The sequence below is a fragment of the Rathayibacter sp. VKM Ac-2928 genome, from assembly GCF_022815545.1.
GTDB lineage: Bacteria > Actinomycetota > Actinomycetes > Actinomycetales > Microbacteriaceae > Rathayibacter > Rathayibacter festucae.
In genome coordinates, this window is record NZ_JALGRU010000006.1 from 12,905 (window position 1) to 38,609 (window position 25,705).

Genomic DNA, 25,705 nt, shown 5'->3' on the forward strand with positions numbered 1-25,705 from the left:
TTGTGCGCGCCGACGCCGGCGACGGCGACCCCATGCTGGTCGAGTAGCCGCGGGACGCGGCGTATCGAGACCCGGGGTCAGGCGTCCGCGCGGTAGCGGAAGCCGGCGCCGAGGTGCTCCTCCGGCAGGCGGTCGCCGCGGCCGTGCAGCTTCTGGCGGAGCGTGCCCTCGACGTACTCGTCGGGGTAGGCGCCGCGGCGGCGCAGCTCCGGCACGATGAACTCGACGACGTCCTCGAAGGTGCCCGGGGTGATCGCGTAGGCGAGGTTGAAGCCGTCGACGTCGGTGTCCTCGACCCACTCCTGCAGGTGGTCGGCCACCTCGGAGGGCGAGCCGACGATGAACGGGCCGAGGCCGCCGATCGCGCCGAGCTTCGCGATGTCGCGGACCTTCCACTCGCTGCCGTCCTCGTTCGCCTCCTGGAAGTTGGCGACGGTCGACTGGATCGCGTTGCTCTTCACGTTGCCGATCGGCTCGTCGAGGTCGTACTGCGAGAGGTCGATGCCCATCCAGCCGGACATGAAGACCAGCGCGCCCTCCTCGCTCGCGTAGGAGAGGTAGTCGCGGTGCTTCGCGTGCGCCTTCTCGCTGGTCTCGTCGGTGATGATCGTCAGCAGCGTGTAGATCTTCGCGGAGTGGCGGTCGCGGCCGGCCGCCTCGAGCGCGTCGCGGATCCGCGAGACGGTGGCCTTCAGGCCCGCCTTGGTCGAGGACGCGACGAAGATCGCCTCCGCGTTGCCCGCCGCGAAGCGGATCCCGCGCGGCGACGCGCCGGCCTGGTAGATGACGGGGGTGCGCTGCAGCGACGGCTCGGAGAGGTGGATGCCGGGCACGGTGAAGTTCTTGCCGCGGTGGCCGATCTCGTGCACCTTCGCCGGGTCGGTGAACACGCCGGACTCGCGGTCGCGGATGACGGCGTCGTCCTCCCACGACCCCTCCCACAGCTTGTAGAGGACCTCGAGGTACTCGTCGGCGACGTCGTAGCGGTCGTCGTGCTCGAGCTGGTCCTCGTGGCCCATGTTGCGCGCGGCGCTGGGCAGGTAGCCGGTGACGACGTTCCAGCCCACGCGGCCCTTGGTCAGGTGGTCGAGCGTCGACATGCGGCGCGCGAACGGGTACGGGTGCTCGTAGGCCGTGCCGGCCGTGATGCCGAAGCCGAGGTGCTCGGTCGCGGCGGCCATCGCCGAGACGAGCAGGATCGGGTCGTTCACCGGGACCTGCGCGCCGTGCCGGATCGCGGCCTCGTTCGAGCCGCCGTAGACGTCGTAGGTGCCGAGGACGTCGGCGATGAAGATGCCGTCGAACGTGCCCCGCTCGAGCAGCTTCGCCAGATCGGTCCAGTAGGAGAGGTCCTTGTAGCGCCAGGACTGGTCCTGAGGGTGGCGCCACATGCCCGAGGACTGGTGAGCGACGCAGTTCATGTCGAAAGCGTTGAAGCGGATCTGACGAGTCATCCCCCGATCGTGCCCAGAGTGGCCGGGAATCGGCACCGCTGTCGTCGCACGACGTCACAAAGCGATGCCCGTCGGACTGCACCCGCAACCCGAATCAGCTTCGCCCTTGATTCGGGTTGTAGCTTTAACCCGATACAACGCACCCGCTGATTCGGGTTGTCGAAGGGAGCCCGATGACGTCCGAGTGGCCGGCGCACGAGTACGAGACGCGCCGCTGGCGACAGACCGTCCGGGCCGGCACGCGCGCTGACCGGATGCTCAGCGAGGTCGTGGTCGCCCTGCCGCCGCTGATCGCGGAGTCCTCCTGGGAGCCGCCGCCCGCCTCCCGGCCGGCCCTCGACGACGCCAGACACGCGGTCATCGCCCTGGACGCCGAGTACGGGAACCGGCTCGGCGTGCTCGGCCGGCTCCTCCTCCGCACCGAGGCGGTCTCCTCCTCCAAGATCGAAGACGAGGACGCGAGCCTGGAGGACTGCGCCCGCGCGACCATCGGCATCCGGGCGAACTCCAGTGCGACGTCGATGGTGGCCGCGGCCGAGGCGATGACGGGCATGGTCGACGCCGCCGGCCGGACGGGCCTGATCGACGAGGCGGCGATCCTCACGGCGCACCGGGTCCTGATGGCCGACGACCCGGTGGACGCCCGGTCCGCCGGGGCCTACCGGCCGATGCAGAACTGGATCGGCGGCAGCGACCACTCCCCGCGCGGTGCGGTGCACGTCCCCCCGCCGCCCGAGACGGTCCCGGCGCTGATGGCCGACCTGATCCGGTTCTCGAATCGGAGCGACCTCGACCCGATCGTGCAGGCCGCGATCGCGCACGCGCAGTTCGAGTCGATCCACCCCTTCACCGACGGCAACGGGCGCATCGGCCGCGCGCTGATCACCGCGATCCTCCGCCGTCGCGGGCTGACGAGGACCACGGTCGTCCCGGTGGCGTCGGCGCTGGTCGCGGATCGCGAGCGCTACTTCGAGCTGGTGAACGACTGCCGGGACGGGGCGCTCGCGCCCTTCGTCGACGAGCTCGCGCGGGCCTGCGCGGTCGCGGCTCCGGAATCGGCCCGGACGGCCGCCGTCCTCGAGGCGCTCCCGGCCGCGTGGTGGGCCGCCGTCCGGCCGCGCGCGGGGAGTGCGGCGGCGCTCCTCCTCGACGGGCTCCTCGACCACCCGCTCGTCACGACCGCCCGCGCGGTCGAGCTGACCGGACGGGCGCCCTCGAGCGTCGGCGCGGCGATCGGGCAGCTCGTCGCCGTCGGCGTGCTGACGGCGCTGACCGACCGGAAGCGGGACCAGGCCTGGGTGGCCGTCGACGTCCTCGACGAGCTGGCCGACCTGGAGGACCGCATCGGCACGGCGATGCTCGACGCGCAGTCGGGCTGAGCCGGCCGAGCTGCTCGCCCGCTACGCCAGCTCGCGGGCCAGGAAGCGCACGTGCTCGCGGATCTGGAACACCTCGCCGCCCTCGTGGCCGTTGAACGGGTAGACGCGGATCTCGCGCGGGCCGGCGTAGCGGTTGTAGGAGGCGTAGACGGTGGAGGGCGGGCAGATCTCGTCGAGCAGGGCGACGGAGAACATCGCCGGGACCTCGGCGTGCGGGGCGAACGAGGTGCCGTCGAAGTAGGACAGCGTGTCGAAGACGAACGACTCCGAGCCGCGGTGGGTGCGCAGGTAGCGCACGACCTCGCCGTAGGGCATGGACTCCACGATCCGCACGGCGTGGCCGATGTGGCTGAGGAACGGGACGTCGATGATCGCGGCGCGCGCCGACTCCGACTCGCCGAGCAGGCCCAGGACGCCGGCGACGGCGAGGCAGATGCCGCCGCCCTGGCTGCCGCCCGAGATCGCGACGCGCGCCGAATCGACGGCGGGGTGCGCCCGCAGCACGTCGAGCGCGAGCACCGCGTCGGTGAAGACGCGGCGGTAGAAGTGGTCCGCGGGCGACTCGATGCCCTGGGTCATGAAGCCGCTGACGTGCGGGCCGCTGCCGACCGGGTCGGGGGTGTCGCCGCCGCGGTGGCCGGAGCCCTGGCCGCGGGTGTCCATCACCAGGTGCGCGTAGCCGGCGGCGCTCATCGCGGTCCACTCGTCGACCAGGCCGCGGCCGCCGCCGTAGCCGATGTAGGTGACCAGCGCGGGGAGGGGCCCCTCGACGCCGCGGGGGAGGATCAGCCAGCCGCGGATCGGGTGGCCGCCGAAGCCGGAGAAGGTGACGTCGAACATCTCCAGGAGCGGGAAGCCGGCGTCGACGGGCTCGAAGACGGGCTCGGTCGCGAGGCCGCGGGCCTCGGCGATGGTCTCGCGCCAGAAGTCCGCGAAGCCCTCGGGCTCCGGCAGGTCGGGCTGGTACTGCTCGAGGAGCTCGAGCGGGAGGTCGAACTGCGGCATCGCGGTCTCCGGGGTCGTTCGTCAGCGGACGCTCGAACCTATCGCGGCGACGCGCGTCCGCGGTGCCTGGACGCGGCGTGGGAGTGCGCCCCAGGACGGAATTCCTCCCCTCTGCGGGCGTTCCCTTCCCCATGACCACTTACGGAATCATCGGAGCAGGCAACATCGGCAGCCAGGTCGCGCGCGCGGTCCTCGCCCAGGGCGACGAGGTCGTGATCGCGAACTCGCGCGGTCCCGAGACCCTCGCCGACCTCATCGCGGAGCTCGGCCCGAAGGCGCGCGCCGCCACGGCGCAGGAGACGGCCGAGGCCGCGGAGATCGCGGTCGTGACCGTGCCGCTGAAGAACCTCGAGCAGGTGCCGGTCGCGCCGCTCGCCGGGAAGATCGTCCTCGACACGAACAACTACTACTTCGAGCGCGACGGCCGCATCGAGGCGCTCGACAAGGGCGAGACGACCACGAGCGAGATGCTGCAGAAGCACCTCCCGGAGTCGAAGGTCGTCAAGGCGTTCAACCACATCATGGCCGCGGACATCACGACCGACGGCACCCCGGCCGGCACCGAGGACCGCCGCGCGCTCGCCACGTCGAGCGACTACCCCGAGGCCGTGCACTTCGTCACCGACCTCTACGACCGCCTCGGCTTCGACACCGTCGCGATCACGCCGCTGAGCGAGTCCTGGCGCGTCGAGCGCGACCGCCCCGCCTACGTGGTGCGGCAGAACCGCGAGGAGCTCGAGGCCAACCTCGCGAAGGCCCCGCGCACGGTCTGACCGAGCGGTCTGTCCGACCCCTTGTCCCGCGGGAGGGGGGCAGCGCCTGCGACACTGGAGCGAGACCCACCGCGCACCAGTGAGCCCGCCGGCTCCGAGAGGAGAGGTCCGCGCATGCCCCCCGAGATCCCCGACGTCCCCGCCGTCGATCGGCTGACCCGCCGCGGCCTCACCCGCCGCGGCGTCGTGCTCGGCGGCCTCGCCGTCCTGCCGCTGCTGAGCGCCTGCACCTTCGACTCCGCGTCCCCCTCGGACTCCGAGCCGCAGGAGGCGCCGCGCACGCAGGCCGCCGCACCCGCCGGTCCCGTGGCGCTCGCCGCCGACGCCGCGAGTGCGAGCGCCCTGCTGTTCACCGCGGCGCCGCTCGTCGTCGTGGTGGAGGACGTACCCGCCTCGGTGCTGCTCGCCGCGCAGGTGAGCATCGCCTGGGGCGTGCCGCTGCTGGTGGAGAGTGCCGGATCCACGTCGACCGCGACGGCCTCGGCCTCGCCGTCCGACTCGTCGATCGACGCCGAGCTCTCCCGGCTCGGCACCACCCGTGTCGTCGCCGTCGGCGCCGTCGCGGAGCACGCGGGTGTCGACACCGTGACCGCCGCCGCCGAGGCCGCCGCGATCGAGGAGGCGACCGGAGTCGCGGTCGGCCCGCTCGACGTCGCCTCCCTCGTCGCCCTCGCGCCCGGTGCCCCCGCGGAGCCGCCCTTCGGCGCGCTGCCGGCGCGGGCCGAACCGCCCGCCGGGGTGACCGCCCTCGCCCAGTCCGCCGATGTCGCGGCCGTCGCCAATGCGCGCGCCGTCGGCGTCCCGGTGACCCTCGTCGGCGACTCCGTGACCGACCTCCTCGCCTCGGGGCCGGCCGTCACCGCGATCGCCGACGCGGGCGCCTCCTGCACCCTGCTGCTCGGACCGGTGCTCGCCGCGCAGTCGCTGCCGGAGTGGTCGGTGCGCGCCGCGGCGAGCGGTTGGCAGCTGCCCGGCGGCGGGCAGCGCCTCTTCGGCGGGCACCTCTACGTCGCGATCTACGGCACGCCCGGCGCACCCGTCCTCGGCGTGCTCGGCGAGCAGGGTCTCGACGCGACGATCGCGCGGGCGGAGGCGGTGGCCGAGCCGTACCGCTCGCTCACCGATCTGCAGGTGGTGCCGAGCCTCGAGATCATCACCACGGTCGCGGCGGGCAGCGCCGGCGGCGACGGCGACTACTCCAACGAGCTCGACCCAGCGGGCATACGCCCCTACATCGACGCGGCCGCCGCGGCGGGCATGTACGTCGTGCTCGACCTGCAGCCGGGCCGCTCCGACTTCCTCACTCAGGCGCAGGCCTACGAGGAGCTGCTGCGCCTCCCGAACGTCGGCCTCGCCCTCGATCCGGAGTGGCGGCTCGCGCCCGACGAGGTGCCGCTCGCGCAGATCGGCCGCGTCCAGGCCGCCGAGGTCGACAGCGTCTCGAGCTGGCTCGCGGACCTCGTGCAGCGCGAGGGCCTGCCGCCGAAGATGTTCGTGCTGCACCAGTTCCGGCTGTCGATGCTGCAGGACCGCGACAGCATCCGCCGCGACCGCCCCGAGCTCGAGTTCCTGATCCACGTCGACGGCCAGGGCGGCCAGCCCGACAAGCAGGCCACCTGGAACGCCCTGCACGAGGGCGCCCCCGAGGGCATCGCCTGGGGCTGGAAGAACTTCTACGACGAGGACCTCCCGATGCTGACCCCCGCCCAGACGATGTCCGAGGTCGCCCCCCTCCCCGACCTGATCACGTACCAGTAGCCCCCCCTTCCGCGAGATGCCACTTGCGCGCGCGACACGCCGTGAAAAGCGTGCACAAGTGGCATCTCGCGGTCGGGGTCAGCGACATGAGCGCCGTCGAGGGAGACCTCGTCGACGTCGACGGTCGTCCTGGTGAGGAGGCGGGTCATGCTTCGTGCAGGCCACGGTCCAGGGTGTCCCCGGAGTGTGCGCTCGCGACCGCCGAGAGGAGTCGGCGAGCGTTCTCCGGGGAGTGGAGCAGATACGCGGTCTCGACCTGCGACTCGTCCTCCTCCGGCGCGCCTGCCATGAGAGGCTCGATCCTCTGACCCATACGAGCATGGTCCCACGCCCACCCGGCTGACGTGTGAGTTCTCGCGAGATGCCACTTATGAGCGCGACACGCCGTGAAAAGCGTGCACAAGTGGCATCTCGCGGAGGGGGACGGACGGGGCCGGGGTCAGGAGGGCTGGTGGGCGGCCTCACGGCGGCCCTCCTCCTTGGCCTGCTCGACGAGGGCGGCGACGCGGCGGCGGGAGCGGGTGCGGCCGGCGAGGAGCGCGGCGAGGATCAGCGCGAGGCCGAGCAGGACGGCGAGCTGGGGCAGGGGGACGGCGGTGGTGGTGGTCGACTCGGTGAGCGGGGCGATGTCGACGGGGTCGAGGCCGTCGGGAGTGACGACGGTGGGGGCGACGGTGAGGTCGATGCCGACGGCGAAGAGGGGCCAGACGTCGTCGAGCGGGAGGGTGACGGCGCGGCGGTCGCCGGGGAGCAGCTCCTGCTGGGCGGCGTCGGCGGCGACGAGCGGTGCGGAGGCGCCCTGGGCGGTCGCGCTGCCGTCGAGGAGGAGGCGGACGTTGCCGGTGTTGACGATGTCGGCGGTGACGGTGAGGGCGCCGGGCTGGAAGGGGTTCCAGGAGAGGCGGTAGTCGCCGGCGAGGTTCTCGACGGCGACGGCGGGGGCGACGTCGCCGGTGACGCGGGTCATCACGCGGAAGCCGATGCGGCTCTCGACGCCGACGGAGGAGCCGCCGACGTCGGTGCCGACGGAGACGAGGGAGGCGGCGAGGCCCGCGGCGTGGTCGCCGGGCTCCGCGTCGTCGGGCACGGAGACGGTGAAGGGGACGATGCCGGTACCGCCGGGCTCGACGGTGACGGTCTCGGGAGCGGTGATCCAGGTGCCGGCGTCGACGGACTCCTGGTCCGAGGGGAGCATGTTGAAGCGGCCCTTGTCGGTGAAGTAGCCGTCGGCCGCGTCGATGCGGAAGGTGACGGTCTGGTCGCTGAGGTTGCGGACCGCGGCCTGCTCCTCGGCGGTCGCGCCGGGATCGAGGTCGAGCTCGACCCAGGAGCGCTTGTCGACGGCGCCGTCGGTCGCGGGGCTGACCGCCCAGGTGATCTGATCGGTCGCGGCGGCGGCGAGGGCCGGGGGAGCGGCGGAGAGCGCGAGCGCGCCGACGAGGACGGCGAGGAGGGCGCGGAGCACGGAGGTCATGGGGAGTCCAGGTTCTCACGGGGTGGGTCTCGATACGCCGCCAGGGGCGGCTACTCGACCAGCATGGGCAGCGCAGGCCGCCGCGTGGAACCCCTGCAGGAGCAGCCCGCGGGGCGGGGCCGCCTCATGCTGATCGAGTAGGCCGCGGAGCGGGCGTATCGAGATCCACCGTGTCCAGCACGCCGGGTCTCGATACGCCGCCCATGGCGGCTACTCGACCACCATGGTCACTCGAAGAGGGAGAGGGTGAGCGTCGAGCTGTAGTCGCCCGCGTCGACGGTGGTCGGCGTCTTGAGGGTCAGCGCCGCGTTCGCGGTCCAGGAGCCCTCCTCCGCGACGCCGGCGGAGTCGTTGGTGATGGCGAGGAGCTCCTGGTCGACGAGGCCGACGCCGTCGGGGCCGCCGTCGAGGGCGGTGTCGACGACGTCGCCCTCGGCGACGAGGCCGGAGTCGCCGCCGTCGATCAGGTTCGGCGCCCAGCCGAGGTTCTCCGCGCCGATGGTGTCGCCGGTCGACGAGGTGAAGTCGCTGGCGGTTCCGAGGACGTACCAGCCGGCGCCGGCCGGGATGTCGGCGGCGTCGCGGGTGTCGGTGACGGTGACCGTGGGGAGGGTGCCCGTGAACTGGCGAGCCACGCTGTTCGAGCCGTTCTCGGTCAGGGCGGTGGAGTCGCTCGCGACGGTCATCGAGAGCGAGCCGGGCGTGGTGAGCGGCGCGATCTGCACGTTGACGTCGACGTCGTCGGCGCCCTGCTGCTCGTCGGCGAAGGCGGTGCCGGCGACGCCGAGCAGGAGCAGGCCTCCGGCGATGCCGGCGGTTCCGCGGAGGAGGAAGGAGCGGGTGTTCATAGCGGGTGTTCTCCGTTCTCGAGACGGCGTCGTCGCCGTCCGGTTCAGTGGTGTGGGGTCGGTGGTGTCGGGTGGTCAGTGTGGTCGGTGGGAGGCGCGAGCGCGTCAGCCGCAGCTCGCCGCCGCGTACGGCGCCGTGGCCGTCGCGGTGGCCGGCTTGCCGGCGACGAACGCGGTGGCCGTGGCGGTCGCGGAGCCGGCGGGCAGCTCGGCGGTGCGGGTCGTGAAGGAGTGGGTGACGGACTTGCCGGCCGCCACCTCCGCGAACGTCTTCGAGCCCGAGGTCGAGGTGACGACCATCTTCACCGGGAAGGCGTTCGGGTTCGTCGCGACGACCGAGAGGACGACCTTGCCCTGCACGCAGCGGGTCGACGCCGTAGCGGTCGCCGTGATGGCAGGGGCCGCGGTCGGCACCGTCTGCGGGCTGACGCTGGTGAGGGTCGGGACGACCTTCTGCATCAGGCCGGTCGCCGGGTCGAAGGTCACCTTGTCGATGGTGGTCTCGCGGTGCTGGCCGTCTCCGCCGGGGATGGCGAAGCGGTGGTAGGCGATGTACCAGTCGTCGGTGCCGGGAACATTGATGATCGAGCTGTGGCCGGTGGCGAGGATGCCCTGCGCGGGGTCCTTCTCCAGGATCACACCGCGGTAGGTCCACGGTCCGTCGATGCTCGTCGAGGTGGCGTAGCCGACCTTGTAGTTCTCGGAGCCGGTGTCGTCGATCGAGTAGGTCAGGTGGTAGAGCCCGTTGCGGTGGTTCATGAACGCGCCCTCGCGGAAGTCCGTGAGGCCCGAGATCGTCTTGATGGTCCCCGCCTTGACCGAGAGCATGTCGTCCGAGAGCTCGGCGTACACGGGTGCGCCGTTGCCCCAGAAGAGGTAGCTCTTGCCGGTGGCCGGGTCGGTGAACGCGGCCGGGTCGATGGCCTGGCCGGACTTCACGGACTCGCCGTTGGTGATCATCGGGGACTGCTGCGCGGTGAACGGGCCCATCGGGTTCGACGCGACCGCGACTCCGATGGTCTTGCGGTCGAGCGCGGCATTGTGGCCGGAGAAGTAGAAGTAGTACTTCCCGCCCTTCTCGATGATCGTCGGCGCCCAGGCGTTTCCGGTCGCCCACGGGACGTTCCCGTTCGCGCCGTCCAGGGTGAGGATCGGCTGCGCGGAGCGGGTCCAGTCGACGAGGTTCTTCGACGACCAGGCGTAGAAGGTCTTGCCGCCCCAGCCGGGGAAGCCGTCGGAGGTCGCGTAGAGGTAGTAGGTGTCGCCGAAGACCGCGATGTTCGGGTCGGCGTAGAGGCCCGGGAGGACGGGGCTCTTCATCTCGACGGCCTTGAGCGTCCAGGTGGTGGTCGCTCCGCCGCCGGCCGGGGTCAGCACGACGGTCTGCGGGGTGCGCAGGTCGCGGACGGTGCCGGAGGCGGGGCTCGCGGTGACGCCCGCGGCGGTCGAGTAGGTGGCGGTCAGCTTCGAGCGGTCCGTGCCGGGCTTCACCGGGAGGGTGACGGTGCGGGTCGCCTGGTCGACGATCGGTGCGGTCTTCAGCACGTCGCCGGTGAGCGTCACATCGGCCAGCACGGTGGTGTTGCCGGAGGAGGCGAGCACCTCGGCCGAGCTCAGCGCCCGGTTGTAGAGGGCGAACTCGCGGACCTGGCCGCGGAAGCGGTTGTCGGCGTCGTAGTTCGAGCGGCCGATGGAGTTCGCCGTGGTCGTGCCGCCGCCGATGTCCTTCGGGTCGGCCGTGACGGTGCCGCCGCCGACGCGGACGCCGTCGAGGTAGAGCGTCGCGGTGGTGCCGGAGAGCGTGTAGGTCAGCTGCGCCCACTGCCCGCGGGGCACGGCCGAGCCGGAGGAGACGGTCTGCTCGGTGGTGTAGTTCCCGGTGGTGAGGCTGGTGCGGTAGTTGTTGCCGGAGGTGAAGAGGTAGCCGTCGCCCGCTCCGTTGGTGGTGTTGCCGAGGCCGTAGAGGAAGTACGCGCCGCTCTGCGCGGGGTCGATCCAGACCTCGGTCTGCACGGTGACGTCGGTGACGCCGGCGAGCAGGTTGTCCGGCAGCTCGATGTAGTCGTCGGTGCCGTCGAGCTTCACCGAGCCGGTCTGCCAGGCGCCGCCCGAGACGATCGTCGCGTTCTGGCCGTTGCCCGAGCTGTCGGTGACGGTCGTGCCGGAGCCGCCGTCGAAGGTGTAGCGGAGGATCTCGCCCTTCGCGTTCACCGGCTTCGGGGTCGGCCCGGTGGTCGTGCCGCCGTAGGCCGCGGTCAGGCGGGCCTCCTCGGCGCTGGAGAGCCGCAGCACCGAGCCGTGGCGGAAGGGCTTGGAGAACGAGTACGTGTTCGCTCCGGTCGCGCCCACCGGCAGCGCGGTGAACCGCATGTCCGCGAGGGTGTCGGTGACGTACGCGGAGTAGCCGAACGAGTCGCCCATCACGACCCAGCGGCCGTCGGGCAGCTGGTAGACGGTGAGGCCCTCGAGGTGGTCGGCGAGGCCGCGGGAGGTCTCCTCGCCGCGGGCGATCACGCGGGTCCACGGGCCGGCGAGGCTCGAGGCCTTGTCGACGACGGTGCGCCAGTCGGAGGTGGAGAAGCGGTAGTAGACGCCGTTCTCGACGGCGATGGTGGTGTCGATGATGTTCGGGCCGTCGGCGTTGTTCGTCGACGAGTTCTCGTCGAGCCACACCTTCGGGGTGGAGAAGGTCTGGAAGTCGCGGGTGGTGGAGACGTAGACGCGCAGCGCCCAGTCGTCGGTGCTCACCTGCGTCTTGTCGCGGCCGGACCAGTAGACGTAGTACTGGCCGGTGGCCTCGTCCCAGATCGCCTCGGGCGCCCAGACGTTGCCCGCGTTCGGCGCGCCGGCGAAGACGAGGTTCTGCTGGCCCCAGGTCACGAGGTCGGTGGAGCGCCAGACGACGAGCTTCTGGCTGGCGTTCACCTGGTCCCAGGAGCCGCCGCCGGCGGTGCCCTCGGCGTGCAGATCGGTGCCGAGGATCCAGTACTCGTCGCCGGTGGGGGAGCGGACGAGGTGCGGGTCGCGGACGCCGAGCGTTCCGGCGAGGTTGGCGAGCACGGCCTTGTCGTTGTTGAGCTTCGACCAGTGCAGGCCGTCGGTGCTGGAGCCGAAGTAGATCTTCTCGTAGTCGGTCGAGGCGAAGTGGGTCCAGAGGTAGCCGGCGTCGTACGCGGTGTCGAGGTCCGCGGGCGCGGCGGTCACGGTGACCGGGAGCTGCCGGGTGGCGGTGGTGCCGGCGACGGTCGCGGTGAGGGTGACGGGGGTCGAGGCGGCCTGGCGCTTCACGACGCCGGTGGTGCTCACGACGGCGGCGTTCGAGGAGGCCCAGGTCACGTCGTAGGAGCCGGCCTTCGCGGGCAGCGTCACGTTGCCGCGGACGTCGCCGGCGTTGACGATGCTCAGCGCGTCGAGCGCCTTCTGCGCGTCGGCGTTCGCGTCCTGCGCGGGCACGGTCGCGGTGAAGGTGCGGGTCTGCGTCGCGGAGCCGCGGGTGACGGTCGCGGTGAGCACGGCCTGGGCGCTGCCCGTGGCGGGCCGGGTGATGACTCCGCTCGAGGAGACGACGGCGGCGTTGCTGGAGGACCAGGCGATCGCGGAGCCGTTGGGCCCGGTGGTCGGCAGGGTCAGGTTCGCGGTGACGGCGGAGAGGTCGCCGAGGGTCAGCGCGGCGGCGTCGCGGGTGGTGCGGGTGGCGTCACTCGCCTGGAGGGTCGCGACGTCGGCGGCGCTGAGCGCGCTGCTGTAGATGCGGAAGTCGCGCACCGAGCCGGCCAGGAACTTGTCGCCGGTGTAGACCGAGCGCCCGATCGCGTTCGCGGTGGTGCTGCCGGCGCCGATCTCGCCGGGGGTGATGGTCACGCCGGTCTGCTGCGCGACCTGGGTGCCGTCGAGGTAGAGCCGCGCGGTGTCGGAGGCGTCGTCGAGCGTGTAGGTGAGCGTCTTCCAGACCCCGCGGGCGAGGTCGGCGCCCGAGTTCACGGTCTGCTCGGTGGTCCAGTTGCCGGTGGCGATCGAGGCCTTGTAGCTGTTGCCCGTCGTGTACAGGTAGCCGTTGCCGGCGCTGTTCGTGGTGTTGCCGAGGCCCCAGATGAAGTACGGGGTGCCCTGCGAGGGCTTCACCAGGACCTCGGTGCTCACGGTGATCGAGCTGAGGCCGGCCAGCACGTCGTCGGGCAGCTTGACGAAGTCGTCGACGCCGTCGAGCGTCACGCCCGCGGCGCCCGAGGCGACCGCGCCGCCGGAGAGGACGCCGTCGCGGCCCTTGCCGGAGCTGTCGACGGCGGTCGTGCCGCTGGTCGCGTCGAGCGCGTAGCGGAGGACGAGATCGTCGGCCGGAGCGGCTGCGGCGGACTGCGCCGTCAGCAGCGGGACGGTGAGCGCGAGCGCCGTCACGAGGACGACCGGTCGTAGGAAGGGCTTCATCGCACTAACTCCTGGTTCGGCACCATTGCTGAAGGGAAAGGGTCCGGCGTGCACCGGAGATGTTCACGGTAACACGATGTTGACGTCAACGCGACGGGCATTCCTCGCGCGTTTCACGCCCTTCGATCGCGCGCCGAGCGCGGCGCAGCGGGGTCCGAGCGGCGCTCAGGATGCGAGCTGCTGGACGCGCTGCTTCGAGAGGCCGAGCATCACGCCGGCGTCGGCCTGGCTCATGTGCGTCGTGCTGAGGAGGGTGCGGACGGCCTCCCGACGCAGGGCAGCGGCGCGGTCCTCGGCCTCCTCGGCCTGCGAGCGCAGAGTCTCCGCCTCGTGCCACGTGGTCGCGACCTCGGCGGGCAGCTCGTAGGAGAGGCGGATCGTCAGATCCTCCTCCTCGACGTCGAGGAGGGCCGAGACGACACCGGTCGCCATGACGGGCACCTCTCGGAGCGACCGCGCCTGCGTCACCGCGTCGAGGGCGGGGACGTGGATCATCCACCAGCGGCCCTCCCGGGTCACCACGGCGTCGAACGAGCGCTCCGTGGTGCGCAGCAGGTCCGTGCTGGTCATGACGCCCTCCTCCTCTCCCCGCGATGCCGTTCGCTCCTGTTGCGGTCCGTCATCGCCAGCCCGCCGGACTGCCCGGCTGGGCCCTGATGACCTGGCGGACGACTCCCGGAGACACCTTGCCGTGCCGCGGGATCGCGAGGACCTGCGTGCCGTCCGGGGAGCCCCAGACGTTGTGCGGACCCTTCTCGCGGAGGAGTCGCCATCCGCAGGACTCGAGGAACCGCTCGACCTCGCGCTGCTTGACTTCCTTGACCACGGTAGCGGACCATACCCCCTTGTCAAAGCAGACAAGGGGGTATGGTCGAAGGCTGGCGCGGGGCGTCGGGCGGCGGGCGTCAGGTCCGGTTGCGGGCCATCACTGCGCGCTGCAGGAGCACGAAGACGAGCAGGATGCCGCCGGTGATGATGGTGGTCGCCTCGGGCGGGATGCCGCCGTCGCGGGTGATCAGGACGTTCATCAGGCCGAGGACCAGGGCGCCGATCACCGAGCCGAGGACGAAGCCGACGCCGCCGGTGAGCAGCGTGCCGCCGATGACGGTCGCCGCGATGGCGTCGAGCTCCCAGCCGGTGCCGGTGATGTTCTGCGCGCTGCCGAGGCGGGCGGTGTAGACCACGCCGGCGAGGCCCGCGAGGGTGCCGCTGATCACGTAGATGAGCAGCTTGGTCCGGACGACGGGCAGGCCCATCAGCGCGGCCGACGGCTCCGAGCCGCCCATCGCGTAGACCGTCCGGCCGAGGCGGGTGCGGTGCAGCACGAAGAACGCGGCGGCGACGACGAGCACGGCGATGATCACGCCGGGGCTGATCACGAAGTCGTTGACCTTCGGTCCGTCGATCAGCTTCATCGGCGTCGCGAGCGACAGCACGGCCGAGTCCTCGGGGAGGCGCTCCGGGACCGTGCTCAGCATCGAGGCGAGACCGCGGGCCAGGAACATCATCGCGAGGGTCGCGATGAACGGCTGGACGTTGAAGTACTGGATGAGCACGCCCGAGATCAGGCCGAACGCGGAGCCGATCAGCACCATCAGCAGCATCACGAGCCAGGGGTTCCAGCCGCTGTTGATGAGCAGCACGCCGCTCACGCTGCTGAAGGCGATCACCGCGCCGACCGAGAGGTCGATGCCGCCGGTGAGGATCACGAAGGTGAGGCCCACGGCGAGGATGATCAGGTGCGCGTTGTTGATCAGCAGGTTCGAGATCGTGCTCGCCTGCAGGATGCGCCCGTAGGCGACCTCGCCGTAGACGATCATGCCCAGGAAGATGACCAGGGCGGCGAGGGTCGGCAGCTTGTCGAGGTGCTGGCTCAGCCACGAGGTGGCGGAGGAGCGGTTCGACTTCGCCGGCGGGGCGGGTCGGGTCAGCACGGCGCTCATGCGGGGATCGCCTCTTTCTGCGGGACGCTGCGGCGCGCCTCGCGACGGTTCTTGAAGGCGGAGCGGACCCGCTCCGACTGCAGCAGGCACAGGGCGACGATGACGATCGCCTTGAAGGCGGGCGTCGCCGAGGACGAGACGCCGAGGAAGACGACCGTCTTGTCGAGGGTGGCGATCAGGATCGCTCCGACGGCCGCTCCGGTGATGTTGAACTTGCCGCCCGCGAGGGAGGTGCCGCCGACCACGACCGCGAGGATCGCGTCGAGCTCGAGCTGGTAGCCGGTGCGCGAGACGTCGACCGTCATCACGCTCGCGGTGGCGAAGACGCCCGCGACGCCGGCGAGCACGCCGGAGCCGATGTAGGCGGTCATCAGCAGGCCGCGGCGGTTGATGCCGGCGAGGCGGGCCGCCTTCGGGTCCATGCCGATGGCCTCGATCATCAGGCCGAGCGCGCTGCGGCGCACCAGGACCCCGACGACCACGACGATCGCGATGGCGAGCAGGAAGACGACGGGGAGTCCGAAGACGTAGCCGTTGGCGAGCCAGCGGAACGGCTCGTTCGTCGCGGCGGTGTTCTGGCCGCCCGTGATGACCTTCGCCAGGCCGCGGCCGGCGAGCATCACGACGAGCGTGCTGATGAAGGGCTGGAGCCCCACCACCGAGACCAGGATGCCGTTCACCGCGCCCAGCACTCCGGCGACCAGCAGCGCGAGGCCGAAGGCGGCCGCGGCGGCGCCGAGCGAGTCCGGCGCGCCCTGGGCGTTGAGGAACTCCATCGAGACGGCGCCGGCGACGACCATGATCGAGCCGACCGAGAGGTCGATGCCGCCGGTCGCGACCACCAGGCACATGCCGACCGCGATCATCAGGATCGGGGCGGCGGCGCGGGCGATGTCGATCACGTTGCCGACGAGGTAGCCCGTGGTCGGACTGACGGTGACGCCGAGGTAGCTCGGGTCCTTGACGACGTTGACGAGCAGCAGCAGCACGATGGCCACCGCTCCCCAGAAGTACTGACGGCGGATCAGGCTCGCGAGGAGCGAGCCCCGGTCCGGTCGCGTGTCGCTGCTCATGATGCGGCCTCCTGCGTGGCGCCTTCGAGAACGACGACGTCCTCGTCGACGACTCCCTCTGCGGCGATGGTAGTGACGATCGACTCCGCAGTGACAGCGGGTCCGTTGAGGATCTCCGCGATCACGCGGTGGTCCTTGAGGACGATGATGCGGTCGCTGAGGCGGACGACCTCGTCGAGCTCGGACGAGATGAAGACCACGGCGACGCCCTCGCCGGCCAGGGCGACGACCTTCTCCTGGATCTCGGCCTTGGCTCCGACGTCGATGCCGCGGGTCGGCTCGTCGAGGATGAGGATCTCCGGGGCGGTGGCCAGCCAGCGCCCGAGGAGCACCTTCTGCTGGTTGCCGCCGGAGAGCTTGCTGATCGGGCGGTCCGGGTCGGCGGGGCGCACGTTGAGCTCGACGAGGTACTTCGCGACGATCTCGTCCTTCTCCTTCTTGGAGAGGGGGCGGGCCCAGCCGCGCTTGGCCTGGACGGCGAGGATGAGGTTCTCCCGGACCGAGAGGTCGCGGATGATGCCCTCGTCGCGGCGGTTCTCGCTCGAGAAGGCGATCTTGTGCGCGAGGCCGGCGGTCGGCGTCGGGACGTCGATCTTCTTGCCGTGCAGCGTGATCTCGCCGGTGTCGGGCTTGTCGACGCCGTAGATCAGGCGGGCGAGCTCGGTGCGGCCGGAGCCGAGGAGACCGGCGAAGCCGACGACCTCGCCGCGGTGCAGCGTGAGGTCGGTGGACTCGATGGAGCCCTTCTTCGAGAGGCCCTTCGCGGTGTAGAGCGGGGCCTCGCGGTAGAGGTGGTCGCTGTCCGCGCGCTCGGAGTCGAGGGAGCGCAGGGCGGCGATGTCCTTGCCGATCATCTTGGAGATCAGCGAGGTGCGGTCCAGCTCGTGGGTGAGGTACTCGCCCACGTAGGTGCCGTTGCGCAGCACGGTCAGGCGGTCGCTGATCGCGTAGACCTGGTCGAGGAAGTGCGAGACGAAGAGGATCGCGACGCCCTCCGCACGGAGGCGGCGGATGACGACGAAGAGGTTCTCGACCTCGTTCGCGTCCAGGCTCGAGGTCGGCTCGTCGAGGATGAGCACGCGCGAGTCGCTCACCGTGGAGCGGCTGATCGCGACCAGCTGCTGCATCGCGATGGAGAGCGAGGAGAGCGGGCGGCGCGGGTCGAGGTGGCCGAGGCCGAGGCGCTCGAGGGCGCGCTTCGCGGCGTCGTGGGTCGCCCGCCAGTTGATGCCGAAGGGACCGCGCACCTCGTAGCCCAGCATGACGTTCTCGCCGATGCTGAGGTTGGTGCAGAGGTTGACCTCCTGGTAGACGGTCGAGATGCCGGCCGCCTGCGCGTCCGCGGTGCCGGCGAGGCGCCGGGGCGTCCCTCCGACGACGATCTCGCCGCTGTCGATCTTGTAGACGCCGGTCAGCGCCTTGATGAGGGTGGACTTGCCGGCGCCGTTCTCGCCCATGAGGGTGTGGACCTCGCCCGGGAACAGGCGGAAGTCGACACCGTCGAGGGCTTTGACGCCGGGGAAGCTGATCGAGATGTTCTTCATCTCGACGATCGGAGGCGAATCCGCCATGTCGCGTCGTTCCGTTCTCGAGTGGCGCTGCTCTGCGCCGGAGGTGGGAGCGACCGGGACCCGCGGTGGGGTCCCGGTCGCTCCGGAGGGGGGTGGTGCCTAGAACTTGCGGTCGGGCAGGGCGGTCGCCGCGGCCTCGGGCGAGTCGAAGGTCTCGCTCGGGACGACGATCGAGGACTCGACGGTCTCGCCGGCGAGGGTCTTCTCGACGGCGTCGAGGGCGGTCTCGCCGAAGAGCGGGTTGTACTCGGCGACGAAGCTGAGCTCACCGTCGGCGAGGGCCTGCAGGGCGTTCTTGGTGCCGTCGATCGTGGCGATCTTGACGTCGACGCCCGGGGTGAGGCCGGCCTCCTGGACGGCCTGGACCGCGCCGAGACCCATCTCGTCGTTCTGCGCGAAGACCATCTGGACGTCGTTGTTGTTCGACTTCAGGACGGTCTCGAAGACGCTCTTGGCCTCCTCGGTGGACCAGTTGGCGGTCTGCGCGCCGACCTTGGTGAAGGCGGAGTCGGCGCCGATGACCTCGTCCCAGCCCTCGTTGCGCTCGTTGACGACCGAGACACCGGCGGGGCCCTCGAGGGTGAAGTACTTGGCGCCGTCGGGGAAGGCGCTCTTCGCCCAGTCGGCGACCGAGGTGCTGACCGCGATGTTGTCCGGCGCGATGCGGGTGACGTAGAGGTCGCTGTTGTCCGGCTCGATGCCGCGGTCGATCAGGATGACCGGGATCTCGGCCTCCTGAGCGCGCTCGAGCGAGTCCTCCCAGCCGGAGCCCTCCGTGGCCGACAGCAGGATGATGTCGACGCCCTCGTCCACGAAGGACGTGAAGGAGTCGATCTGCGACTTCTGGTCGCCGTTGGTGGCGGGGGCGTACTTGAGGTCGTAGCCCGCGTCGGCGGTGAACGTCTCCTCGATGTTGGTCTCGTTCGCCTGACGCCACGCGCCCTCGGGGCCGACGGCCACGAAGCCGATGGTGGTGACGTCGTCGCCTCCGCCGCCGGCGGCGGTGTCCGAGCCGCCGGAGCAGCCGGCGAGGCCGAGCGCGAGTGCGCCGACTGCTGCGAAACCGAGGAACTGGCCGAAACGCCTCGTGTTGTACATGGATCTCCTCCTTGAGATCACGGACGCGCGGGAGCGCCCGTGGGTGCGGGCCCAGGGGCCCGGATGTGATGAGTGCAGTGCGGGCCTGGCGCCCGAGGTGCAGTGAGTGCAGGATGTGCGGTGGACGCCCGTCGTGCAGTGACACGTCCGGGTGCGTCCTGGGCAAAATGTTACCGTGAACAATTCTTGTGACGCAACAGCGCCGGAGCGACTTCGGTAACGATCGTGCATTAACGCCGAGGACCCGCCGCCTCCCGGAGGAGGGGGCGGGCCATGAGGAAGCCGCTCCGCGGCTGCTCGACCGGCAGGGGTGCGCCCCCGCAGGGGTCAGACGAGGGCGCCGCCCGAGGCGACGAGCCGACCGCGGTGCAGGACCAGGCGGTCCGGGTCGCGGTCCATCACAGCGGCGGTGGGAGTGTCGCCCCGCAGGACGACGAGCTCGGAGGGGTCGCCCACCGCGAGTCCCGGGCGGTCGGCGACGGAGGCGAGCCGGTGCAGCCCGCCGTCGATGACCGACGCGCCTCCCCAGGTCGCGACCGCGAGCGCGTGCTCGATGTCGATGTCGTTGTCGAAGCCCTGGCCGTGGGACAGGAGGAACGCCCGCTCGAGCATGTCGCCGTTGCCCCACGGGGACCAGTAGTCGCGCTGGCCGTCCATGCCGAGGCCGACGCGCACCCCGGCGGCGAGGAGGTCGAGCAGGGGGAGCTCGGCGCCGTGGCCGGGCGCGATCGTCGTCAGCGCCACATCGAGCGACGCGAGTGTCTCGATGGCGGCGGCCACTCCCCGGGCGGGTGACGACAGGGCGAACGCGTGCGAGATCGAGACTCTGCCCTGGAGTCCGTGTGCGCGGATCCGCTCGGCGATCAGGTCCATCGAGAAGAGCCCGAGGGAGCCGCGCTCGTGCAGGTGGATGTCGAGTCCGACGTCGTGCTTCTCCGCGAGGGCGAAGACGGCGTCGAGGTGGCGGACCGGGTCGCGGTCGATCTCGCACGGGTCGATGCCGCCGATCAGGTCGCCGCCGAGGGAGAGGGCCTCGTCGAGCAGCTCGACCACTCCGGGCTCGACGAAGACGCCGACCTGGGGGAAGACCACGATCTCGACGTCGCTGCGGTCGCGGTGCGCCTCGCGGGCGGCGAGCACGCCCTCGAACTTCTCGAGCCCGGAGTCGGCGTCCACCTGGGCGTGGCTGCGGACCCGGGTCGCCCCCTTCTCGATCATCGTCCGGAGGGTCGCGGTCGCGCGGTCGGCGACCGGCGCCTCGGCGCTGCGCCAGTGCGCGCGGTCGTTCATGATCCGGCCCCAGCGTCCCTCCTCGCCGGTGCGCGGCCGGAAGGGCAAGCCGAGCCGCGTCGAGTCGAGGTGCACGTGCACGTCGGAGAAGGAGGGGATCAGGATCCCGTCACGCCCCTCGATCACCGCGTCGACCTCGCCGGGTGCCCCCTCGCCGACCGCGGTGATCGCGACGATCCCGGTCTCGTCGACGACGACGTCGCGTGCCTCGCCGCCCCAGGGGCGGACGTCGCGGAGGAGCGTGGAGTGCGGCATGGGCGGAGCCTTTCGGATGCGAGGAGTGGTGGTCACGGGTCAGTCGGCGAACGTCACGTCGCTCAGCACGTACTCGCCGTCGGCGCGGGGCGTCCAGTCGAGGCCGGGGGCGACCGCGTAGTCGGCGTCCGGGGTGAACAGTGGTGCGATGAAGGCGTTGTCGATGTTGGTCTGCGCGATCTCGCCGAACACCGCGGTGCGCTCGTCGCCGGTCACGGTCCGCTGCTCCTCGACCAGGGCGGCGAGCTCGGGCGACTTCGCGTAGTCGTTCTGGCCGCCGGCGAAGAGGTTCGTGGCCGGCATGTCGCCGTCCATCGTCGACGGCGCCCAGGTGTTGAGATAGAGCCCCTCGACCGAGACGGTGCCGTAGATGATGTTCGACAGGCTCGCCTGGTCGGTGCCCTTCAGCTCGACCGTCATGCCCGCCGCCTCGAGGTAGCCGCCGATCGCCTGGGCGATCTCGGACGACAGGGGGATGCGCCCCTCCGTCGCGTACTGGAGAGGGATGGTCTCGCCCGAGTAGCCGGCCTCGGCGAGCAGCGCCTTCGCGGCGTCGGGGTCGTACTCGGTGGCGTCGAGGTCGGCGTAGCCCGCCACGTCCGGCGCCACGATCTGGTCGTTCGGGACCGCGCGGCCGCTGAGGACGCCGTCGACCAGGGACTGCTTGTCGATGGCCAGCCCGATCGCCTGGCGGATGCGGGGGTCGGCGAGCACTCCGGTGCTCGAGTTCATCCCGAGGAAGGTGACGCCGTTCGCCGTGCGCGAGGCGACGTCGACACCGCTCCCGCTCAGCGAGTCGACCTGGTTGGGCGAGATGAGGGCGATGTCGAGGCTTCCCGACGAGACGCCGTTCAGCCGTGCGTCGGAGTCGCCGACGGTCTGGAAGGTGACCTTCTCGACCTCGGGCTCCTCGCCCCAGTAGTCGGGGTTCCGCTCGATGACGTACTCGACGCCGCGGGTGTAGCTGACGAAGCGGAACGGCCCGCTGCCGACGGGAGCGGCGGCGAAGCCCTCGGAGCCGAGCTCGGTGTAGACCGATTCGGGCACGATCGAGATCGCGGTGGTGATCGAGGGCCACGGCGAGAACGGGGCGTTCAGGGTGAAGACGACGGTGGTGTCGTCGGTCGCCTCGACCGACTGGAGGACGCCCATGTAGCCGAGGTTGTCGGAGTCCGGCGAGGCCAGGATCGTGCTGTACGTGAACGCCACGTCGCCGGCCGTGACCGGGTCGCCGTTCGAGAACGTCGCGTCGTCGCGGAGCGTGAACGTCCACGTCGTGAGGTCCTCGCTCGGCGTCCACTCGGTGGCGAGTGAGGGCTCGATCGCCCCGTCCGCATCGAGCTTCGTCAGCTGGTCGAAGACGTTGTAGTAGTAGTTGTAGCCCGCGAGCGACCCGTCCATGATCGGGTCGGGCGCGCTCTCCGGCTCGGCCACCTGGCCGATGACGAGGTCGCGGTCGGCCGAGGCGCTCGAGGCTCCCGAGCAGCCGGTGAGAGCGGCGATCGCGAGGGCGATCGTCGTGAGGGCGAGGGTCGAGGTGGCGCGGTTCCGGGTCATGAGCGGTGGGTTCCTTCGCTGAGGGTGGAGACGGGCTGAGGGGAGGCGGCCGGCGCGTTCGGCCGCTGCCGGGGATCGGAGAGAGGGATGGAGTCGAGGAGCGAGCGCGTGTAGGGGTGCGCGGGGGCGCCGAACACCTGATCGCGGGTGCCGACCTCGACGAACTCGCCGCGGTTCATCACCGCGACCCGATCGGAGAGGTAGCGCACCACCGCCAGGTCGTGGGCGATGAAGAGATAGGAGAGCCCGCGGGCGGCCTGCAGGTCCTTGAGCAGGTTGATGACCTGCGCCTGCACCGACACGTCCAGGGCGGAGACGGGCTCGTCGAGCACCAGCACGTCGGGCTCGAGCGCCAGAGCACGGGCGATGCCGATCCGCTGGCGCTGTCCGCCCGAGAACTGGCCGGGACGCCGCTCCAGCGCGTCGGTCCCGAGGCCGACGTCGTCGAGGAGCGAGACCACGCGGTCGCGGGAGTAGCGGCCGGCGATGCGCAACGGCTCCGCCACGATCTCGTGCGCCGTCAGCCTCGGGTTCAGGGCCGAGTACGGATCCTGGAACACCAGCTGCATCCGGTTCTGCACGCTCCGGCGCTCGCGGCTGGAGAGGGTGTCGAGCCGGCGCCCGAGCACCTCGATCGAGCCGCTCGCCACCGGGTTCAGGCCGAAGACCGTGCGGACGAGGGTCGACTTGCCGCAGCCGGACTCGCCGACCAGCCCCAGGGTCTCGCCGCGCGCGAGCTCGAACGACACGCCCTTGACGGCCTCGATCACGCGGCGCGAGCGCAGGCCCGTGCGCTGGGTGAACCGCACGTGCAGGTCGTCGACCTTCAGCACGGCGTCCTTCAGTGCCGGGGCGCTCACGCGGTCACCTCCGCGGCGAAGCGCGGGGTCTGCTGCGCGTAGTGGCAGGCGGCCCAGCGGTCGCGGCCGAGGTCCTCGAGCAGCGGCTCGAGCTGTGTGCAGAGCTCGGATTTCGCGGGCAGCTCGCAGCGCGGAGCGAAAGGGCAGCCGCGGGGGCGGTTCTGCGGCGACGGCGGCGAGCCCGGGATCGCGTAGACCCGATCGCCGGAGTCGCGCTCGGCCGAGAGCAGGCTGCCGAGCAGCCCCGCCGTGTACGGGTGCGCGGGCCGGCCGAAGACGTCCCAGACCGAGCCCCGCTCGACCACGCGACCGGAGTAGAGGATGCAGACCGCATCGGCGACCTCGGCCACGAGGCCGAGATCGTGCGTGATGAGCACCATCGCCGCGTCGGTCTTCGCCCGCACGGTGCCGAGGACGGTCATGATCTGCGCCTGGATCGTCACGTCCAGCGCGGTCGTCGGCTCGTCGGCGATGAGCACCGAGGGCTCGTTCGCCATCGCCATCGCGATGACGGCGCGCTGCCGCATGCCTCCCGACCACTGGTGCGGGTACTGGCGAGCGCGCTGCTCCGGCTCGGGGACCCCGACATCGGTCAGCAGTCCCGTCACGCGGCGGCGCACCTCGGCGCGCCCGAGCGCGCGGTCGTGCACCCGGAGGGCCCGCCCGATCTGACCGCCCACCCGCTTGACCGGGTTGAGCGCCGTCATCGGGTCCTGGAAGATCATCGCGAGCTCGCTGCCGCGCAGACCCCGCAGCTCGGGCTCCGGCATCCCGAGGACGTCGCGGCCGCGGTAGTGCACGGTGCCGTCGAGCACTTCCAGGCCCTCGGGCAGCAGGCCGAGCACGGCGAGCATCGTGACGCTCTTGCCCGAGCCCGACTCGCCCACGAGGCAGAGCACCTCCCGCTCGTGCAGGGTGAAGGAGACGCGGTCGACGAGGACGACGGTGTCGCCGTGCTCATCGGTGTAGCCGACGCTGAGGCTCCGGACGTCGAGGAGGACCGCACGGTCCTCGGGGGAGGCGGTGGTGGTCATCGGAGGCTCCGCTTCACGGATCGTCGTGACGTGCGTCGGACAGTGGTGGCCGAGCCCTCGGCGGTGAAGCGCTGGCTCAGCAGGTTGGTGCCGGCGACCGTGAGGAAGATCGCGACGCCGGGGATGATCGCGAGGTGCGGCGCCTGGCGGACGTAGTCCTGGCCCTCGCTGATCATCAGGCCCCAGCTCGGTGTCGGCGCCTGCACGCCGAGACCGAGGAAGTCGAAGGAGGAGGTCAGCAGCATGACCGCGCCGATGTCGCTGGAGGCGAGGATCATCATCTGCACCGCGACGTTCGGCACGATGTGCCGCCGCACGGTCCACAGCCCGCCCGCTCCCTGCAGGCGCGGTGCGAGCACGAAGTCGCGGTCGCGCAGCGCCATCGCGGTGCTCCGGGCGACCCTCGCGTATCCGACCCAATAGGTGGCGGCGAGCACCGTGATCATCAGCCAGACGCTCGGGCCGAGCGAGGCGGCGAGGGCGATCAGCACCAGGATCACGGGCATCGCGAGCTGGATGTCGGCGAGCCCCATCAGCACATTGTCGGTCCTGCCGCCGACGTAGCCCGACCAGGTGCCGACGGCCATGCCGACGAGGCTGTTGACGACCACGATCAGCAGGACGATCCCGAGGGTGACCCGGCCGGCGAGCGCGAGCCGACTGGCCTCGTCCCGCCCGAGCGCGTCCGTGCCCAGCCAGTGCTCGGCGAACGCGCCCGGCGCGGCGAGGACGCTCGAGAGGTCCTGCGCGAACGGGTCGTAGCCCGGCAGCAGCGGATACACGAGCGAGAAGAGGACGATCGAGCCGACCATCGCCGCCCCGAGGACCTGCAGCGCGGGAACGCGGCGACCGCGGGCGAAGGCCGTGGTGATGCCGGCGCGCAGGGCGCCGGTGCGGATGATCTCGGTGGTGGTCATGCGAGCCTCACTCGGGGATCGATGAGCCCGGAGACGACGTCGACGAGCAGGTTGGCGAGGATGAACAGCAGGGCGACGACGATCAGACCCGACTGGACGACCGGGAAGTCGCGGGAGTACACCGCGCCGAGCATCAGCTGCCCCATCCCGGGCCAGGCGAAGACGTTCTCGACGATCACCAGGCCGCCGAGGAACGAGCCGAGGCTGATGCCGGCGACCGTGAGCACGGGGAGGAACGCGTTCGGGAGCAGCTCGCCGACGACCACACGGAAGCGGTTCTCGCCCCGGGCGAAGGCGGTGCGGGCGTAGTCCTGCGTCGACTGCTCGGTCAGCGCGTTGTCGAGCAGGCGCGTGTAGAGCACGAACTGACCCGTCGCGATGGTGAGCGCCGGCATGATGATCGCCAGCGGATCCCGGTTGCCGAGCGAGGGCAGCAGGCCCAGCCAGACCGACAGCACCAGCACCAGCAGCAGGCCGAAGAAGAAGTCGGGGATCGCCTGGCGGGTCGAGCCGAGGCCGAGCGAGAGGGCGCGGAGCCCGCGGGAGCGGGTGAGCTGGATGACGACTCCGGCGACCAGTGCGAGCGCCAGCCCGAGCAGCAGGCCGACCGCGCCGAGCGAGAGCGATGCGGGCAGCCGCTCGAGCACCAGCTGCATCGACGAGACGCCCGCCTGACGGTAGGAGTCGCCGAAGTCGCCGGTGAGGAGCCCGCCGAGGTAGCGGAGGTACTGCTGCCAGAGCGGCAGGTCGAAGCCGAGGCGCTGGTTCAGGTCGGCGATCTGCTCGGGTGTCGCGTTCTCGGTGAGCAGGAGCGCCGCGGGGCTGCCGCTGAGGCGGCCCAGGCCGAACGCGATCGTGACGACGGCGAAGATCGTCGCGAGACCCTGGGCGAGTCGTCTGACGAGGTAGGGGCCCATCGCGCCGCCTCCGTTCGAGTGGGTGTCCGTGGTGCTGTCGGTATACAGAATTGCGCCTTCTCTGTTTCGTGCGC

General features: G+C 71.2%; 20 protein-coding genes. 3 read left to right on the forward strand and 17 right to left on the reverse strand.

Annotation, left to right across the window (positions count from 1 at the left end; translation table 11 throughout):
• Positions 1-77: 77 nt before the first annotated feature.
• Complete coding sequence (locus tag MT350_RS18595) at positions 78-1,454, reverse strand: LLM class flavin-dependent oxidoreductase (protein WP_123705756.1); 1,377 nt, start codon at positions 1,452-1,454, stop codon at positions 78-80.
• A gap of 173 nt (positions 1,455-1,627) precedes the next feature.
• Between MT350_RS18595 and MT350_RS18600 the strand changes: the two genes are divergently transcribed.
• Entirely contained in the window at positions 1,628-2,833 is a 1,206-nt protein-coding gene (locus MT350_RS18600) for a Fic family protein (RefSeq protein WP_243616412.1), read from the forward strand.
• Positions 2,834-2,854: 21 nt separating this feature from the next.
• On the opposite strand, the gene MT350_RS18605 is transcribed toward MT350_RS18600, so the two are convergent.
• Positions 2,855-3,838: an acetylxylan esterase gene (locus MT350_RS18605; RefSeq protein ID WP_243599718.1), complete on the reverse strand. Its 984-nt coding sequence runs from the start codon at positions 3,836-3,838 to the stop codon at positions 2,855-2,857.
• 131 nt (positions 3,839-3,969) lie between these two features.
• On the opposite strand from MT350_RS18605, the gene MT350_RS18610 reads away from it, so the two are divergent.
• Positions 3,970-4,611 (forward strand): NADPH-dependent F420 reductase, encoded by a 642-nt coding sequence (locus MT350_RS18610; RefSeq protein WP_243599719.1) that lies wholly within the window; start codon positions 3,970-3,972, stop codon positions 4,609-4,611.
• Between the two features lie 114 nt (positions 4,612-4,725).
• A complete protein-coding gene (locus tag MT350_RS18615; RefSeq protein WP_243599720.1) occupies positions 4,726-6,369 on the forward strand; it encodes a hypothetical protein in 1,644 nt (547 codons plus the stop codon).
• Positions 6,370-6,808: 439 nt separating this feature from the next.
• Here MT350_RS18615 and MT350_RS18620 read toward each other — a convergent pair whose 3' ends face one another.
• The 15 genes from MT350_RS18620 to MT350_RS18690 all read right to left on the reverse strand — a co-directional run bounded on the left by MT350_RS18620 (position 6,809) and on the right by MT350_RS18690 (position 25,631).
• Positions 6,809-7,843 (reverse strand): WxL protein peptidoglycan domain-containing protein, encoded by a 1,035-nt coding sequence (locus tag MT350_RS18620; protein ID WP_243616413.1) that lies wholly within the window; start codon positions 7,841-7,843, stop codon positions 6,809-6,811.
• A gap of 227 nt (positions 7,844-8,070) precedes the next feature.
• Positions 8,071-8,691, reverse strand: a complete 621-nt coding sequence (locus MT350_RS18625; RefSeq protein ID WP_243616414.1) for a hypothetical protein — start codon at positions 8,689-8,691, stop codon at positions 8,071-8,073.
• 105 nt (positions 8,692-8,796) lie between these two features.
• The gene (locus MT350_RS18630; protein ID WP_243616415.1) at positions 8,797-13,116 is read right to left on the reverse strand and encodes a family 43 glycosylhydrolase; all 4,320 of its coding nucleotides are present in this window, start codon (positions 13,114-13,116) and stop codon (positions 8,797-8,799) included.
• 165 nt (positions 13,117-13,281) lie between these two features.
• Positions 13,282-13,686, reverse strand: coding sequence for a hypothetical protein (locus MT350_RS18635; protein ID WP_159986236.1), 405 nt, complete (start codon positions 13,684-13,686; stop codon positions 13,282-13,284).
• A gap of 49 nt (positions 13,687-13,735) precedes the next feature.
• A complete protein-coding gene (locus tag MT350_RS18640) occupies positions 13,736-13,942 on the reverse strand; it encodes a type II toxin-antitoxin system HicA family toxin (RefSeq protein ID WP_243616416.1) in 207 nt (68 codons plus the stop codon).
• Positions 13,943-14,021: 79 nt separating this feature from the next.
• Positions 14,022-15,059 (reverse strand): sugar ABC transporter permease, encoded by a 1,038-nt coding sequence (locus MT350_RS18645; protein ID WP_123446514.1) that lies wholly within the window; start codon positions 15,057-15,059, stop codon positions 14,022-14,024.
• The gene (locus MT350_RS18650; RefSeq protein ID WP_127888177.1) at positions 15,056-16,132 is read right to left on the reverse strand and encodes an ABC transporter permease; all 1,077 of its coding nucleotides are present in this window, start codon (positions 16,130-16,132) and stop codon (positions 15,056-15,058) included. Before MT350_RS18650 ends, MT350_RS18645 begins: the two co-directional genes overlap by 4 nt.
• Entirely contained in the window at positions 16,129-17,703 is a 1,575-nt protein-coding gene (locus MT350_RS18655) for a sugar ABC transporter ATP-binding protein (protein WP_243599726.1), read from the reverse strand. Before MT350_RS18655 ends, MT350_RS18650 begins: the two co-directional genes overlap by 4 nt.
• Positions 17,704-17,802: 99 nt before the next feature.
• A complete protein-coding gene (locus MT350_RS18660) occupies positions 17,803-18,801 on the reverse strand; it encodes an ABC transporter substrate-binding protein (protein WP_123734653.1) in 999 nt (332 codons plus the stop codon).
• Positions 18,802-19,128: 327 nt separating this feature from the next.
• The gene (locus MT350_RS18665) at positions 19,129-20,346 is read right to left on the reverse strand and encodes an amidohydrolase family protein (protein ID WP_173233556.1); all 1,218 of its coding nucleotides are present in this window, start codon (positions 20,344-20,346) and stop codon (positions 19,129-19,131) included.
• A gap of 39 nt (positions 20,347-20,385) precedes the next feature.
• Positions 20,386-21,903 (reverse strand): ABC transporter substrate-binding protein, encoded by a 1,518-nt coding sequence (locus MT350_RS18670; RefSeq protein ID WP_160086793.1) that lies wholly within the window; start codon positions 21,901-21,903, stop codon positions 20,386-20,388.
• Entirely contained in the window at positions 21,900-22,763 is an 864-nt protein-coding gene (locus tag MT350_RS18675) for an ATP-binding cassette domain-containing protein (protein WP_208543728.1), read from the reverse strand. The genes MT350_RS18670 and MT350_RS18675 overlap by 4 nt, the downstream gene beginning before the upstream one ends.
• Positions 22,760-23,797 carry an ABC transporter ATP-binding protein gene (locus MT350_RS18680; protein WP_160086795.1) on the reverse strand — a complete coding sequence of 346 codons (1,038 nt, stop codon included), beginning with the start codon at positions 23,795-23,797 and terminating at the stop codon, positions 22,760-22,762. The genes MT350_RS18675 and MT350_RS18680 overlap by 4 nt, the downstream gene beginning before the upstream one ends.
• Positions 23,794-24,714 carry an ABC transporter permease gene (locus MT350_RS18685; RefSeq protein ID WP_160086797.1) on the reverse strand — a complete coding sequence of 307 codons (921 nt, stop codon included), beginning with the start codon at positions 24,712-24,714 and terminating at the stop codon, positions 23,794-23,796. Before MT350_RS18685 ends, MT350_RS18680 begins: the two co-directional genes overlap by 4 nt.
• Complete coding sequence (locus MT350_RS18690) at positions 24,711-25,631, reverse strand: ABC transporter permease (RefSeq protein ID WP_160086799.1); 921 nt, start codon at positions 25,629-25,631, stop codon at positions 24,711-24,713. The genes MT350_RS18685 and MT350_RS18690 overlap by 4 nt, the downstream gene beginning before the upstream one ends.
• Positions 25,632-25,705 lie beyond the last annotated feature (74 nt).